14 protein-coding genes are annotated in these 15,553 nt (G+C 60.2%); 3 read left to right on the top strand and 11 right to left on the bottom strand.

Going from position 1 to position 15,553, the window contains the following annotated elements:
- Positions 1-59 precede the first annotated feature (59 nt).
- The 6 genes from CKW17_RS16885 to CKW17_RS16860 are packed head-to-tail and all read right to left on the bottom strand — an operon-like array spanning position 60 to position 4,293.
- Positions 60-1,739 (bottom strand): acyl-CoA synthetase family protein, encoded by a 1,680-nt coding sequence (locus CKW17_RS16885; RefSeq protein ID WP_095120699.1) that lies wholly within the window; start codon positions 1,737-1,739, stop codon positions 60-62.
- Positions 1,736-2,281, bottom strand: a complete 546-nt coding sequence (locus CKW17_RS16880) for a hypothetical protein (protein ID WP_095120698.1) — start codon at positions 2,279-2,281, stop codon at positions 1,736-1,738. The genes CKW17_RS16885 and CKW17_RS16880 overlap by 4 nt, the downstream gene beginning before the upstream one ends.
- Positions 2,278-2,532 carry an acyl carrier protein gene (locus tag CKW17_RS16875; protein ID WP_007909503.1) on the bottom strand — a complete coding sequence of 85 codons (255 nt, stop codon included), beginning with the start codon at positions 2,530-2,532 and terminating at the stop codon, positions 2,278-2,280. Before CKW17_RS16875 ends, CKW17_RS16880 begins: the two co-directional genes overlap by 4 nt.
- 9 nt (positions 2,533-2,541) lie before the next feature.
- Positions 2,542-2,802 (bottom strand): phosphopantetheine-binding protein, encoded by a 261-nt coding sequence (locus CKW17_RS16870; RefSeq protein WP_016983882.1) that lies wholly within the window; start codon positions 2,800-2,802, stop codon positions 2,542-2,544.
- The gene (locus CKW17_RS16865; protein ID WP_095120697.1) at positions 2,783-3,592 is read right to left on the bottom strand and encodes a 1-acyl-sn-glycerol-3-phosphate acyltransferase; all 810 of its coding nucleotides are present in this window, start codon (positions 3,590-3,592) and stop codon (positions 2,783-2,785) included. Before CKW17_RS16865 ends, CKW17_RS16870 begins: the two co-directional genes overlap by 20 nt.
- Positions 3,568-4,293 (bottom strand): beta-ketoacyl synthase chain length factor, encoded by a 726-nt coding sequence (locus CKW17_RS16860; RefSeq protein ID WP_095120696.1) that lies wholly within the window; start codon positions 4,291-4,293, stop codon positions 3,568-3,570. Before CKW17_RS16860 ends, CKW17_RS16865 begins: the two co-directional genes overlap by 25 nt.
- Positions 4,294-4,649: 356 nt before the next feature.
- Between CKW17_RS16860 and CKW17_RS16855 the strand changes: the two genes are divergently transcribed.
- A complete protein-coding gene (locus CKW17_RS16855) occupies positions 4,650-5,420 on the top strand; it encodes a ParA family protein (RefSeq protein ID WP_095120695.1) in 771 nt (256 codons plus the stop codon).
- 127 nt (positions 5,421-5,547) lie between these two features.
- On the opposite strand, the gene trxC is transcribed toward CKW17_RS16855, so the two are convergent.
- The 5 genes from trxC to CKW17_RS16830 all read right to left on the bottom strand — a co-directional run bounded on the left by trxC (position 5,548) and on the right by CKW17_RS16830 (position 14,654).
- The gene (gene trxC / locus CKW17_RS16850; protein ID WP_095120694.1) at positions 5,548-5,982 is read right to left on the bottom strand and encodes a thioredoxin TrxC; all 435 of its coding nucleotides are present in this window, start codon (positions 5,980-5,982) and stop codon (positions 5,548-5,550) included.
- 80 nt (positions 5,983-6,062) lie between these two features.
- Positions 6,063-7,526, bottom strand: coding sequence for a protein adenylyltransferase SelO (selO, locus tag CKW17_RS16845; protein WP_095120693.1), 1,464 nt, complete (start codon positions 7,524-7,526; stop codon positions 6,063-6,065).
- Between the two features lie 48 nt (positions 7,527-7,574).
- Positions 7,575-10,928: a mechanosensitive channel MscK gene (gene mscK, locus CKW17_RS16840; RefSeq protein ID WP_095120692.1), complete on the bottom strand. Its 3,354-nt coding sequence runs from the start codon at positions 10,926-10,928 to the stop codon at positions 7,575-7,577.
- 34 nt (positions 10,929-10,962) lie between these two features.
- Positions 10,963-12,705 carry a potassium/proton antiporter gene (locus CKW17_RS16835; RefSeq protein WP_095120691.1) on the bottom strand — a complete coding sequence of 581 codons (1,743 nt, stop codon included), beginning with the start codon at positions 12,703-12,705 and terminating at the stop codon, positions 10,963-10,965.
- Between the two features lie 323 nt (positions 12,706-13,028).
- Complete coding sequence (locus CKW17_RS16830; RefSeq protein WP_095120690.1) at positions 13,029-14,654, bottom strand: methyl-accepting chemotaxis protein; 1,626 nt, start codon at positions 14,652-14,654, stop codon at positions 13,029-13,031.
- A gap of 279 nt (positions 14,655-14,933) precedes the next feature.
- On the opposite strand from CKW17_RS16830, the gene CKW17_RS16825 reads away from it, so the two are divergent.
- On the top strand, positions 14,934-15,164 hold the full coding sequence (locus CKW17_RS16825) for a hypothetical protein (protein ID WP_016987570.1): 231 nt from the start codon (positions 14,934-14,936) through the stop codon (positions 15,162-15,164).
- Complete coding sequence (locus CKW17_RS16820) at positions 15,161-15,463, top strand: cell division protein ZapA (RefSeq protein ID WP_016987569.1); 303 nt, start codon at positions 15,161-15,163, stop codon at positions 15,461-15,463. Before CKW17_RS16825 ends, CKW17_RS16820 begins: the two co-directional genes overlap by 4 nt.
- The last annotated feature ends 90 nt before the right edge of the window (positions 15,464-15,553 follow it).

The following is a 15,553-nucleotide window of genomic DNA, read 5'->3' as shown; positions in this document are numbered from 1 at the left end:
ATCGGTGATCCCTGTAGGAGCGAGCCTGCTCGCGATTGAGTGCGCAGCACTCACCAAGGTCAATCATGCTCTACACCCAAAAGAATCCGCCCACTGGAACAGGTCGCCGTGTCATTGCGGTAAGCGAAATACAACTTGCGGCGCTCAGGATCGAAACGCAGGTGCAACTGGATTTCATCGCCGGGACGCACCAGTTGCTGGAACTTCAGCACTTCCATCCCGGCAAACGGGCCGGTCAGGTTGAGCAATTGGCGACCGAGGTTCAACGCCCATTCCACCTGCACCACACCGGGCAATACTGGAGCTTTGGGAAAGTGACCACTGAAATAAGCCAGATCCGGTGGCACGCTCAGTTGCAGGCTCCATTCACCCTCGGTCTCGACCTGCGACAGCACTTCCGGCGCTTTCGCTCGCGGCGCCATCAGCAGCGTTTCGATATCGGCCTGCGGCAGCTTGCCTTGGCTGTTCAACGGCAATTGCCGCACCAGTCGCCAGCGTCGGGGCAGCGCCAGGGCTTCGCAGTGTTGGCGCAAATGCTGGCGCAGGGTTTCGGTCAGGTTGCGACGGCCGTGTTCACGCAAGGCAAACAGGCCGGTCTCGCTGAGTACCAGCAGTGCACCGAGGGAGGCGCGGTTTTCCTGCACTACGCCGAGACGTGCTTCGGCGACCCAGTCATGGGTCACCAGTGCTTGTTCGAGCATGGGCAGAGAAATGCGTTTTTCTTCGAGTTTGACGATCCGGTCCAGCCGCCCCAACAGTTCGAAACGACCATCGGCGGCGATGCGCGCTGCATCAGCGGTGTGTTCGACGTGTCCGGCAGGCAGGTAAGGTGAAGCGATCAGTAGAGCGCCGTCGTTATCCTGGCTCAGTTCGACACCGGCGAACGGTTGCCACAGTTGTTCGCCCTGACGCCAGGCGATGCCGCCGGTTTCCGAGCTGCCGAGGATTTCCGTCGGCCATTGTTGCAAGCGTTGTTGCAGACTCTGCGCCGCGTCGAGCGGTAGCGCGCCACCGGAGGAAAATACCCGGCGCACGGCGCTCAGGGCCGGCCAGTCGAGGTTGTCGCCCATGCGTTTGAGCAACGCCGGGCTGGCGATCCAGGCGAAGCACTGATGTTCGCGGCTGGCACGCTGCAAGTCCTCGGGAAACGCCAGTTGCTTGCGCACGAACGGGCGCCCGGCGCACAGCGGCCACAGCACGCGAAACAGCAATCCGTAAATATGTTGAGTAGCGACGCTACCGATGATGCAGGCCTCCCCGAGATCCGCGCCCCACAGTTGCTCCAGCGCTTCGACTTCATTGGCCAGTTGGCGCAGGGTTTTGTCGATACGCTTAGGCTCGCCGCTGGAGCCGGACGTGCACAGGCTGAGACGGCACTGGTCGAGATCCAGTTCGGCGCCGGGCAACGGCGGATGTTTAAAGTCGCTCAGTTGCGCGTCATCGGCCTGATCTGTCAGCCACAGGTCGACTTCGCCCGACCAGCGCTGGCGGGTTTGCGCTTGCAGATCAGACGGCAGCAGAACACTGACGCCTGCACGCCATGCGCCCAGCAATGCGATGGCCAGTTCGGCGGCATCTTCCAGGTGCACAGCCATGCGCTTCACGCCCTGAACTTGCAGGCCGGCGGCAACGCTCAACGCCTGCTCGCACAGTTGCGCGTGTTCGAGGGCCGGTGCGTGGCTGATGGCCCGCGCCGGCACAGCCTTGAGCAGCAACTGCTCAAGTTTTATCCAGTTCATGTACGGCCTCTTACCCGTTGTCGTATCAGCCATTCAATGGCAAACATCAGGCCGATCAATCCATAGGAGATCAGGCCGGTGTACAACATCCACCAATTCAGCGGCGCCCACAGGGTCAGCAGGGCGGCGCACAAACCGTTGCAGAAGAAAAACACGCTCCAGGCCACCGTGACCTTGCGCGTATAGCGGATCGCGATGTCCGGTAGCTCTGGCTCACGCAACCGCGCCAGGCGCTCGACCATCGGCGGGCCGTATTTCAGGCTCAGGCTGAACAGCACCAGCATGAAGCCGCTGATCAGCACCGGGTACCAGCGCAGCAACAACGGGCTGTCGAACAGCGCCAGCAGCAGGCAAAACACAATGGCCACGCCAGCCATCCACAGGCTGCCGGGTTTGCGCTCGCCGGTCAGCGCCCGCGCCAGCCACAGGCTGCCCAGCAGCAGGCCGAACTGCCACGGAGCAAAATGCTCCATGCCGAAATACACCGCAAAGGGGTACAGCAGACCGGCCAGCAGCAGGCCCAGGCCGATCAGTCGGCTCATGCGGCCGGTTGAACCAGACGGTAGACCGCCTCGACCACGTCACCGACCGTGCGCACCGATTTGAATTCTTCGGCGGCAATTTTCTTGCCGGTCTGGCGCTTGATGTGATCGATCAGATCGACCGCGTCGATGCTGTCGATTTCCAGATCCTGGTACAGATTGGATTCCAGGCTGACACGGGCCGGATCCAGTTCGAACAGTTCGACCAAGGCATCGCGCAGGGTGTTGAAAATATCGTCACGAGTTTGCATGGTCCGGTCTCAAGCTGCCTGTTTTGCCGTGACGAACGCCGCAAGGCTCGCCACGTTGGTGAAATGGTTACGGGTGTCTTTGGCGTCGGCGTCGATCTTGATGCCGTATTTTTTCTGGATCGCCAGACCCAGTTCCAGCGCGTCGACGGAATCCAGACCCAGGCCTTCGCCGAACAGCGTCTGCTCGTCGCCAATGTCGTCGACACTGATGTCTTCGAGGCCGAGGGCGTCGATGATCAGCAGTTTGATGTCACGATTCAGATCGCTCATCTTCGGCGAGCTCCTTAATAAAGTAGGTGTGCAAATAATCGTTGAGCTTGCGCGAAGCTTGCGGGGCTGGCCCCTGCGCGGCGAAAGTCTGTGGGTCTATATCGGCGCCGACGCGAAAACTGAAGTGCACGCGGCGACTGGGGATTCGATACCAAGGCTCGGCTTTGGTCAGCGTGGTCGGGCTGACCTTGATGATCACCGGCGTGAGGATTTTCGCACCGCGCAGGGCAATCGCCGCAGCGCCCCGATGAAAGGCCGGCGCCTGACCGGGCTGGGTGCGCGTGCCTTCGGGAAAGATGATCAGGGTCTGGCCGTTTTGCAGGGATTGGGCGGCGGCATCGAGCATGTCCATGCTGCCGTCGTTGCTGATGTATTCGGTGCTGCGCAACGGACCACGGGTGAAGGGGTTTTCCCACAGGCTTTTCTTCACCACGCAATTGGCCTGGCGCACCAGACCGATCAGGAACACCACGTCGATCAACGACGGGTGATTGGCGATGATCATCTGCCCGGGGCGGCCAAGACGTTCAGCCCCTTGAATGTCATAGGTCAGCACGCCGGTACGGGCCATGAACCGGACGAAAAACCAGAACAGCCGACTGACGGTCTGCCGCGCGCGCTGCCGATGTTTCAGCGCATCACCCGGCAGGCATCCGAGCAGCGGAAACACCAGCACGCGCAGGCACAGTCCGCCCAGCCCGAACAGGGCGAAGCTTGCAGCGGTAGCCAGCAAGCGCCAGTAATAGGCGTCGCGGTTTTTCTCGGTCACGGGTTGCGTTGCCAGGTCCATACGCGATTTTTCCAGGCATGTTGGCAATGGGGTTGCTGGCCGAGCAGGGTTCGCAGCAAGTTGAGCGCGTGCGGCCAGTGCGCTTTTGACCGTGTTTCTGTGGTGCTGTTCAGGGTCAGCCGCCAGTCGGTACCGGGGGTCAGCAAAAGACCGAGCGCATAGGGAAACGGCACGTCATCGATCCACGCTGAATAGGCCTCGGGTGGTTGTTCTTCAGTGATCACCAGCAACACCGCCGGGGCGCCTTCATTGAGCAGGGCGGCGGCTTCGAGCATGCCGTGTTCGAGGCCGTCGCCGGCAGCGGCGAGGGCAGTCATTTCGCTGGTCTCGCCGCGCATGATCGACCACAGGCCGATGATCGCGTTGTGTACGGACAAACTGAACTGCGTCGGCGAAAGGGGCTGTTCGTTGGCCAGATCGGTAAGGATCTCGTAGGTACGCGGGGTTTCGCCGTGACGCGAAACGAACACCAGCGGCAGATTCTCCCGTCCGTCGGCCAGGGGCCAGCCAACACTGAATGCCATGCGTGCCAGCCGGCTGAGGCGGCGACGTTGCATGGCCGGCAAAAACGACACATCGGGCGCGGCATCACTGCTCTGGAGCACGACCGGTTGTCGGCTCCAGGCCTGCCAGGCGTCCACGCTGTCGAGGCCAGGGGCCCACGCGCGCCATTGGGCGATGTTGAAGTTGATCACGGACATTCATCCCGCCCCTGCGGGCATTTGTTGACGCGTTGAGTGGCCAGAGCTGCAGCAGGCGCGACGTGGCGCTTGGCGCCGGGTGGCGCGCATTATCCCGGTGCGACGAGTGTGTAGCAAATGCTGGTTACATTTTGCGCAACGAAATGTACCGAGTGGTTCGCAAGAAAACTGTCACTTGGCCATTATCCAGATCGTGAGCGGCTTGTCTGTCGGAAATCTCGGCGATCAATGGCGGCGATTGCCCTATCTGTCCGCGGATATTTGCACCTGACTTTGTAGTCCGTGTCCGTGAAGGTAGCGAAGCGAGGTCGAGCGCATCTACACTCGGTCATTCTTTGATACACGGAGGTTTGGTCATGCGGCGCGTGGTGTTCAATCAGAAAGGTGGCGTAGGCAAATCCAGCATTGCCTGCAATCTGGCGGCGGTCAGCGCCAGCGAGGGTTATCGCACGCTGTTGGTCGATCTCGATGCCCAGGCCAACTCCACTCAGTATCTGACCGGGCTCACCGGTGATGACATCCCGATGGGCATTGCCGACTTCTTCAAGCAGACGCTGTCCTCGGGGCCGTTCTCGAAGAAGAATCAGGCGGATATCTACGAAACGCCGTTCGACAACCTGCACATCATCACCGCGACGGCCGAGCTGGCTGATTTGCAGCCCAAGCTCGAGGCCAAGCACAAGATCAACAAGCTGCGTAAGTTGCTTGATGAGCTGTCCGAGGATTACGAGCGGATTTACCTCGATACCCCGCCAGCCTTGAATTTCTATGCGGTATCGGCGCTGATTGCCGCTGATCGTGTGCTGATTCCCTTCGACTGCGACAGCTTCTCCCGTCAGGCCTTGTACGGCCTGATCGCGGAGATCGAAGAGTTGAAGGATGACCACAACGAAGGTCTGGAAGTCGAAGGCATCGTGGTCAACCAGTTCCAGGCCCGGGCGAGCCTGCCGCAGCAGATCCTTGATGAGTTGATTGCCGAAGGTTTGCCGGTATTGCCGGTGTATCTGACCAGTTCGGTGCGCATGCGTGAATCGCACCAGGCCAGCATGCCGCTGATCCACCTCGACCCGCGCCACAAGCTGACCCAGCAATTCGTCGAACTGCATAACTTGCTCGAAGATCACTGATCTCTTGAGCTACGCAGATCCCCTGTAGGAGTGAGCCTGCTCGCGATAGCTTCCTTTCAGTCACTCAAGTGTTGGCTGACAGAACGCTATCGCGAGCAGGCTCACTCCTACATTGTTTGGCGGTGGGTCAGATACCCTGGCTGCGCAACCACACCATCAACTGCGGCAGCGGAAACGCACCACTCTGCCGTGCCACTTCTTTCCCGTTCTTGAACAGAATCAAACTCGGAATCGAGCGAATCCCCAACTGCGCCGACAACTGCTGATTCGCCTCGCTGTCGAGTTTGGCCAAGCGGCACTTGCCGGCCAGCTGCGCCGCCGCCTGCTCGAACACCGGCGCAAACGACTTGCACGGCCCGCACCACTCCGCCCAGACATCCACCAGCAACGGCAGATCACCCTTGATCTGGCTGGCGTAATCGCCTTGCTTGAGTTCGAACGGTTTGCTCAGCAACACGGCGGATTTGCAGCGCCCGCACTTGGGCTGATCCGCAAGGCGCTCGGCAGGGATGCGGTTGAGGCCGTTGCAGGAGGGGCAGGGGATGAGGAGTGGGTCAGTCATATTCGGCTCGTTGGCGTTCAGCGTTTCGTACGACTTATCTGGAGCCGTAAGAACTGTTTATCAAGATGAGGCGCTGGCACTCAGGAAGAACAACTGATCTCCAAATGCTTGCCCCACTCCGGTGGCCGCTCGGCATAAGCCTCCATTCCCGCCTGCTCTTCAAACGGTTTGCTCAGCACCGCATGCAGTCGGCGTACCTCCGAGTAATCCCCTTGCTCTGCCGCATCGATAGCCTTTTGCGCCAGGTAATTGCGCAGGATGTATAGCGGATTGACCGCATGCATGCGGGTGCGGCGCTGTTCCTGATCGGTGTCGCCATCGCGGGCAACCCGGGCTACGTAGCGGTCGCCCCAGGCGTCGAAACCCTTGATGTCGACGAAGTCATCACGCAACTGGGCGACGGCCTGTTCGGCGGACTCTTCACCGAGGCGACGGAAGAACAGCGTGTAGTCGACGCCACTGTTCTGCATCAGTTGCAACAGGTCTTCCAGCAGCTTCTGGTCATCGTCTTCGGCCGTGGTGAAACCGAAGCGCCGGCGCATCAGGTCGAGGTAGTGCGCCTGAAACAGCGGCAGATACAAGCCGAGGGTTTCGCGCAGGGCTTCGACGCTGATGAACGGCGTCAGTGCCTGAGCCAATGCACTGAGGTTCCATTGGCCAACCGGCACCTGATTGCTGAACGAGTAGCGCCCCTGATCGTCCGAGTGATTGCAGATGAAGTTGGCGTCGAAATCATCAAGGAAGGCAAACGGGCCGAAGTCGAAGGTGATGCCGAGGATCGACATGTTGTCGGTGTTCATCACGCCGTGGCAGAAACCGTATGCCTGCCATTTGGCGATCAGTTCGGCGTTGCGCTCGACGATCTCGCGGAACATCGCCAGATACGGTTCCGGTTGCTCCAGGCACTCAGGGAAATGCATCGCCAGCACGTGCTCGCCCAGCTGCTTTTGCTGCTCGGGGCGTTTGGTGTAGTAGAAATATTCGAAGTGGCCGAAGCGGATATGGCTTGGCGCCAGACGCAGGACCATCGCTGCGCGTTCCTGCTTTTCACGCCAGACCGGGGTGTCGGAGCCGATCACGCACGCAGCGCGCGACGAAGGGATGTTCAGCGCGTATAGCGCCTCGGAAGCAAGGAACTCGCGGATCGACGAACGCAGCACCGCACGGCCATCGCCCATGCGCGAAAACGGCGTCTGCCCGGCACCCTTCAGGTGCAGGTCCCAATGCTCGCCGGCCGCGTTGTACACCTCGCCGAGCAGCAAGCCACGACCGTCACCCAATTGCGGCGTGTAGCCGCCGAACTGATGCCCGGAATAGACCATTGCCCGCGGTTCGGCGTCGGCCCACAGCTTGTGGCCGCCGAACAGCTCGGCAAATTCCTGAGTTTCAGCGGTCGCCGGGTCGAGATCGAGCAAGGCCAGGGCCGCCGGGCTGGCGACGACCAGACGCGGATTGTCGATCGGCTCGGGCAGCACGTGAGCAGAGAACGCATCGCCCAGGCGGGCGAAGCGATTATCAAAGGTCAGTTCGTCGAGGGCTTTCAAGGGCCGGCTCCAGCAGAATGTCCGAGCATTCTGCTGGGTATAGACCGGTTAGTCGAGTTTGGCCGGCGGCGGCTCTTGCAGTGGTTTCTGATCGTCGGCGATCGGCACGATGGTTTTCGTTTCCGGCTCGATCGGCACCATCTTGTATTCCTGACCGTGAAGGTTCTTCAGGTAAACCTCCATCTGGCGGAACGAGATGTTGATGTGCTGCTTCTTGAACTCGCGGTTGATGAAGCGGTTGACCTCATCGAGCACCGGATTGCGGTCACCGAGGTCGCGCACGTGCATGCGCAACTCGTGGTCGAGGGTGCTTTCGCCGAAGTTGAGGAAGTACACGTGTGGCTCGGGCTCCTTGAGCACGCGCGGGTTCTCGCGGGCAGCCTTGAGCAGCAGTTCCTTGACCAGATCCAGGTCCGAGCCGTAATCGACGCCGAGCTTCAGCGTCACGCGGGTGATGGTGTCGGTCAGCGACCAGTTGATCAGTTGCCCGGTGATGAACGTCTTGTTCGGGACAATGATGTCCTTGCGGTCGAAGTCGGTAATGGTCGTGGCGCGGATGCGGATCTTGCTCACCGTGCCCGACAGGTTGCCGATGGTGATGGTGTCACCGATCCGTACCGGGCGTTCGAAGAGGATCATGATGCCGGAGATGAAGTTCGCAAAGATCTCCTGCATACCGAAACCGAGGCCGACCGACAGCGCCGCCACCAGCCATTGCAACTTGTCCCAGCTGACGCCGAGGGTCGACAGGGTCGAGACGAAGCCGACCCCGGCGATCACGTAGGACAGCAACGTCGTGGTCGCATAAGCGCTGCCCTGGGCCAGATTGAGCTTGGACAGGACAAACACTTCCAGCAGGCCGGGCAAGTTGCGCGCGAGGGCGAAGGTGATGCCGATGATGATCAGCGCGCCGAGCATGTCGCCGATGCTGATCGGCACCATGCTCATATTGGCGCCGGTGCCGCTGGTGTATTCGTAGAGGGTGATGTTGTCGAGGTACGAGAACACCGAAATCAGGTCCGACCAGACCCAGTACAGCGCGGCAATGAAACCGCCGAGCAGGGCCAGACGGATCAGGCGCAGGGACTGTTCGTTGACCTTTTCAATGTCCAGCGTTGGCTCTTCGATCACCGCTTCGCCGTCGCCGGCTTCTTTCGCTGCCTGACGTTTAGCCAGAGCGCGCTGGTAGGCCAGACGTCGCGCGGCGACGCTCAGGCCGCGAACGAAAGTGGCTTCGATGACCAGCCAGAACATCAGCAGGTACAGGGTGTTGATCAGACGGTCGCTGAGTTTCAGCGCGGTGTAGTAGTAGCCGAAACATACCGCGACAAAAAGCGCGATCGGCAGCAGGGTGAACATCACGCCGACGGCCTTGCGGAACAGCGAGGCGTTTTCGTGGGCCGGGCTGCTGATCAGCAAGCGACTGAGCAGCCATGCCATCAACGCGTAGCAGGTCAGCACCACTGGCATGCCGAGGACGTCGTCGGCGAGCGCCGCCGGTTGCAATTCGGCAACCGCCACCACGGCCACCAGTGCCATGACCACCAGCCCGAGCCGGCGTACCCAGCCCTGAAGGAATTCGACCTGGGGTTTTTCCCAGCGGAAGTGCAATTCGGCCACACCGCCGGGCGCGAGGATTCGATAGGCGGTGTAGAACACCAGCCATGCCTGCCCCATCTGCAGGAGCGCTGCGCCCATGTTGGCGTTCTGGCCGCGCGCGTCGATCTGCAAGGCCAGCCCGCACAAGGCGAGGCCCAGCGCCACCGGCATCGCCAGCAGAATATTGATCAGAATGGCCTGCGGTGTGTGCCACTGGCTGTCGCGCTTGAAATGGCCGATGTCCTGGTGAACCTTGTTCAGGCGACCGTAGAGACTTTTGCGGCGCCACAGCAGTGCGCCGATCAGCAATGCCAGAGGCAGAAACAGCAAGGGGCGCTGGGTCAGGCCGTCGGTCAGCTCGCTCAGGCTGGAGGCCCACGGCAGTGTATCGACCTGGCGTTTCAGCCGCTCCGGTACACCCCGCATCCACTCCAGATCCAGCGGCTTGTTGCTGGGAATCCAGAACATTTGCTCATCGAGGGTCGCACGCAGGCTCTGCGCGGTGCTCAGCAGTTGTTTCTGGTTGAGTTGCAGGGTGATCGATTCGTTGAGCATCGAGCTCAGTTCGCGGTTCAGGCGCTCCAGCAGATCGACGCGGGTATTGGCCAGATCCAGCAGGCTTTTGCGCAACTGCGGGGTGACTTGTTCCGGCGGCTGAGTTGCCAGCAGGGTGTCGACATAGGACGCCGGATTGCTCAACAGTTCACGCTGCTGGCTGACGTCGAACTGATACAGGCGAATGTCGGCGATCTGATCCGCCAGATCACGATCGACCTTGAGTCGTGGCAGAGCTTGCTTCTGTTTGTAGAGAATCTTCGACAGCAGCAGGCTGCCCTTGAGCACGTTGATCTGCTCATCCAGGGCGGCATCGCTCTGGGTCAGGGTGTCGAGTTGCTGCTTGGTCTGCAGGTTCTGCTGGGTGACTTCGTTGAGGCGGTCGGTGCTTTTGAGCAGATAGTCCGAAAGCTTGAGGTTGGCTGAACTCTCAGTGGCGAGCAAGCTGCTGCTGCCGGCCTTCTGCGCCTCGATCGATTGCTGGGTCACGGTTTCCTGCGACTGCGCCAGACGCTTCTGATTGATCAGGGTTTGCAGTTCCTGGATCTCGCGGTCGAGGCGGTCGGATTTCTCCGAGAGCAGGTCATGCTGGGCGTTGCCCAGATCCTGCAACTGGCTGTTGCCGGCCAACTCCTGGCGGCGCAAAGGGATCAGCGCGTTCAGCGCTGCCAGTTCCGCGTTCAACTGATCGCGTTGCTCGTTGCTGACAGTCTTGCCGGCGTCCTTGCCGGACTTGAGGATGTTGTTGATCTGCTGGATGCGCGTCTGGCTGGCGGAAATTTCCGCCTGGGCGCGCTCGGGACGGGTCTGGGCAGTGATGATCAGACTGTTGGCGTCGGCCAGCGCTTTTTGCAGATCGCTTTGCTGGGTCGAGCGATCCGTCAGTATCTGCTCCAGCTGTTGGATCGACTCCTTGGGAAAACGCTGTGCCACCGGCACTATCGCCGTGGCCTTGAGGCGCGTCAGTTCGCGAGTGTTTTCGATCGTCTGCTTCGGCGCCGTGGCCAGCTGCTGTTTGAGGTCGATCAGCTTTTGTGCGTAATCACGCTGATTGTTCAGCTGAGTCAGCGTGCTCTGCAGGGTGGTTTGCAGGGCCTTTTTATCGGCATCCGGCAGTTTGCTGTCGGCCAGTTTGTCGAGACTGGCCTGCACGGCGTCGCTGGACGGTGGTTCGGCGGCGTACAGCGGGCCGACAGTGAGACTCAGGCCCAGCAGGGCCGCGGCGAAAAAGGAGCGCAGGGTAGGCATAGAGACCGGTCAAGCAAGTGAGAGTGGACGCAGTTTAGAGGAAGAGTCCGGGGCCCGGGCGACTTCCTTCGGGGAATCTGACGCCCACTTTGCCGATCTTGTTCCCGTCCATGACCGCAACCGTCCAGTGGGTGTTGTTCCACTCCACCTGGTCACCGACGATGGGCGCACCACCGACTTTCTGCGCGATGAAGGCGCCCAGTGTCATGTCCGGATCAATACCCTCGGCCGGCAGGCCATAGAGTGCGGCAACCGCTTTAAGCTGGGCATCTCCTTCGAGTACGAAATCGCCGAAGAAACGCAGATCGAGGCCACGTTGCGGCGCCTGGCTGAACAGTTTTCCGAGGGCGCCGAGGTTGTGTTCATGGCCGATAACACACAGTAAATCATCGACTTCCAGCACCGTACTACCCGACGGATGGAGCAGTTGCTGGCCACGAAACAGTGCGGCGATACGTGTGCCTTCGGGCATTTTCAGTTCGCGCAGGGGCGAACCGATGCACCATTTCTCTGCGCCGAGCTTATAAACGAACAGCTCCCATTCGCTGGTGACGTGGACTTCCAGCGCCGCGCGGGAAATCGGCGCAGGCTCCGGCGGTACCGTCACCTTCAACAGTTTGGCGACCCACGGCAGGCTCGTGCCCTGCACCAGCAGTGACACCAGCACGATGAAGAATGCGAGGTTGAAGTACAGCTGCGCATTCGGCAGCCCGGCCATCAGCGGGAACACCGCAAGAATGATCGGCACCGCGCCGCGCAGGCCGACCCAGGAAATAAAAGCTTTTTCGCGCCCGTGGAACGCCTTGAACGGCAGCAGGCCGACCATCACCGACAGTGGCCGCGCGAACAGAATCATCCACAGCGCCAGACCGAGAGCGGGCAGGGCGATTGGTAGCAAATCATGCGGCGTGACCAGCAATCCCAGCACGAGGAACATGCCGATCTGCGCCAGCCACGCCATGCCGTCGAGCATGTGCAGAATGCCGTGACGGCTGCGCACCGGGCGGTTGCCGATGACCAGGCCGCACAGATAAACCGCGAGGAAGCCGCTGCCGTGCAAGGCGTTGGTCAGGGCGAACACCACCAGACCGCCGGCGATCACCAGAATCGGATACAGGCCGGCGGCCAGATTGATCCGGTTGACCAGTTGCAACATCAGCCAGCCGCCGCCGAGACCGATCACGCCGCCGATGCCGAACTCGCGGATCAGATGGGTCAACAGGCTCCAGTGCAGGCCGGTCTGGCCGCTGGCGAGCATGTCGATCAGAGTGACAGTGAGAAACACCGCCATCGGGTCGTTGCTGCCGGATTCGATTTCAAGAGTCGCGGTGACCCGTTCATTCAAGCCTTTGCCGCCGAGCAGCGAGAACACCGCTGCGGCGTCCGTCGAGCCAACGATGGCACCGATCAACAAGCCTTGAATCAGATTGAGGTCGAACAGCCACGCGGCGGCCATGCCGGTCAGCCCGGTGGTGATCAACACCCCGACCGTGGCCAGCGATAGCGCTGGCCATAACGCCACGCGGAAACTCGACACCCGCGTACGCAAACCACCGTCGAGGAGGATCACCGCCAGTGCGAGGTTGCCGACCAGATAGGCCGTCGGGTAGTTATCGAAGATGATCCCGCCGCCATCGACCCCGGCGGCCATGCCGACAGCGAGGATGATGACCAGAATCGGGATGCCGAGACGGGAAGAAAGTGAGCTGACGAGAATGCTTGCGCCTACCAGCAACGCGCCGATCAAGAACAGGCTGTTGATGGTCGTCGCATTCAAAGGCAGTACTCCAGAAGCGTAAAGACGGGCACAAACTGACCATGCAGTCTGCGTGCCAGCGATTCTAACCTGTTGAAATGTGATGCTGTCAAAAAGGTTTTTACGCTGGGGGATTCGAGGTTTTGGTTCGGCTGGCTATTGCTGCCCTCACCCTAGCCCTCTCCCGGAGGGAGAGGGGACCGACCGCGGTGTTTGTTCAAGTTGCACCGACCTGAAATTCCGAGTCGAACGCAGGTTTTGAAAACACGAAGATCTGCCCCCTTTCCCCCTCTCCCTCTGGGAGAGGGCTGGGGTGAGGGTGCTTTTGATCTTGATCTACTAAATTAAAGGCTGAACCGCCCAACCATGTTGTTCAGGTCCAGCGCCAACCGCGACAGTTCATTACTCGCCGCACTGGTCTGATTCGCGCCCGTCGCCGATTGCACCGACAAATCACGAATATTCACCAGATTGCGATCCACTTCCCGCGCCACCTGCGCCTGCTCTTCGGCGGCGCTGGCGATCACCAGGTTGCGCTCGTTGATTTCGACGATGGCGGTGTTGATGGTGTCCAGCGACATGCCGGCACCACGGGCGATGTTCAGGGTCGACTCGGCGCGCTCGGTGCTGTTGCGCATCGAATCCACGGCGTGTTCGGTGCCGCTCTGAATGCTGCCGATCATCCGCTCGATTTCGCTGGTCGACTGCTGGGTACGGTGCGCCAGGGCACGGACTTCATCTGCCACCACCGCAAAACCACGACCGGCCTCACCGGCACGCGCCGCTTCAATCGCTGCGTTCAGTGCCAGCAGGTTGGTTTGATCGGCCAGACCACGAATCACGTCGAGCACCTTGCCGATATCACGGGATTCATTCGCCAGATCACCGATCAGCGAAGCAGTGCTCTGTACATCAGCGCTCATGCGTTCGATGGCGCTGACGGTCTCCTGCACCAGATCACGCCCGTCACCGGCCGAGGTGGTGGCGTTTTTCGAAGCTTCCGAAGTGCTCACGGCGTTGCGCGCAACTTCTTCCACAGCGCTGGTCATTTCATTGACCGCCGTGGCGGCTTGTTCGATTTCGTTGTTCTGCTGAGTCAGGCCGCGCGCGCTTTCGTCGGTGACGCTGTTCAGTTCTTCGGCTGCCGAAGCCAACTGAGTGGCCGAGCCGGAAATACGCTGCAGGGTGTCACGCAGTTTCGATTGCATCTTGGCCATGGCCGCGAGCAGACGTCCTGCCTCGTCTTCACCGTCAACGTGGATCGGCTGGGTCAGGTTGCCTTCGGCGATGGTTTCCGCAGCTTCCAATGCTTTGGAGATCGGCTTGGTGATGCTCACAGTCAGCAGCCAGGCAAAGAGGAACGTCAGGCCAGTGGCGATCACCAACAGCGTAACCACAAGGTTGAAAGACATCGAAAACTGCTCGCTCGCGCCTTTATCCGTCTCGGCGATTTGCTGGGTGTTGATCTCCAGCAGGCGCGCCAGGGCGGTGTTCACCGCCTCCGAGTTGCTCAGCAAGTCCGAGTTGAGCATCTGCCGCAGTTCATCGATCTGATTGTTGCGCGACAGGGTTTTCATCCGGTCTTCAAGCTGGCGATACTGCGCGAGCAACTGCACGTATTGATCGTAAGCCGCACGTTCTTGCGGGCCGTCGATCAACGGTTCGTAGGCGCGCTGGGCGTCGGCGATCTGCTTGTTGCGCAGCTCGAACAATTCGACAGTCTTTTGTTGAACGTCCGGTTCACGATTGATCAGCAACCGATACGACAGAACACGCAGGCGCAGGGTCAGTTGGGTGAATTCGTCGAGGGCCTTGATCGAAGGCACGCTGGCCGTGGCGATGTCTTCGCCTGCTGCGCGGATTTTGCTCATCTGATTCAGCGCGAACACACCGAGAATCAGCATCAGGCCGCCGATCAGGGCGAAGCCGGTAAACGCCCGTGGGGCGATATTCATATTGCGAAGGGACATGGGGCGGATACCAAGAGAGGGCCGCGTCCATGCGGGCTGAGACTGCTGTATGGATGACTTATCGGTCATACGACTAAAGTCTTGAGGCACTGTGCGTATTTGTCGCAGAAGGGCTTGGGCGACGAAGTGCAGGAACCAGATCGGCAGATCACAGTCTTTAAAACTCGCGAGAACGGTCCGCCACCTGGAAAATCAAGGCCTTGCGCCGGTTTAACCCTGGCATCCGTGGTGACTTTTCTTTATCGTACGCGCCCTTTGAAAATCGCTTGGAAGATCAAAATGTTGGAAGCATCCCTCAGCCAATTGGAACAGCTCGTCAGCGACCTGGTGCAACAAAACCAGAGCCTTGCGCAAACCAACCAGACCCTGTCCACGGAACTGGCCCAGGCCAAGGATGAAAACGAAAGCCTGCAACTGAACCTGATGGAACAGGAAGAAAAGCACGGCGCCACTGCTGCACGCATTCAGGCACTGGTTGATCGCGTCAACGCCGGTCCTGTCAGCGCATGAACCACCACACAGCAGGGGTAAAAGTCGTCTCCATTCTCGGGGAGGACTATTCGATCAAGGCACCGGCCGGGGAAGAACAGACCCTGCTGGACGCGGCCATGATGCTCAAGGCTGCGCTGGACGACACCAAACGCAAATACCCGACGCTGATCGGTGATCGCTTGCTGGTGTTGGCGGCGATGAATCTGTGCTCGCAGCAGATCGAAATGAAGAAGCAACACCAGGAAGAACTCGACCGTTACCAAGAGCAAGTCAGCGCCACGGTCGACACTATCGCCAAGACCATTAACCAGGGTTGATGGAGCTGCGCACAACCAAAGAATAGATTGTCGACTGGGTTGTATACAATCGGCACGGCTGTTGCATTGTTTCGGCCACTTATTCTTTGG

Source organism: Pseudomonas sp. Irchel s3f10, assembly GCF_900187515.1.
Classification (GTDB): Bacteria; Pseudomonadota; Gammaproteobacteria; order Pseudomonadales; family Pseudomonadaceae; genus Aquipseudomonas; species Aquipseudomonas tensinigenes.
Note: the sequence above shows the minus strand (reverse complement) of the source record. Positions and strands in the feature narration are given on the sequence as shown.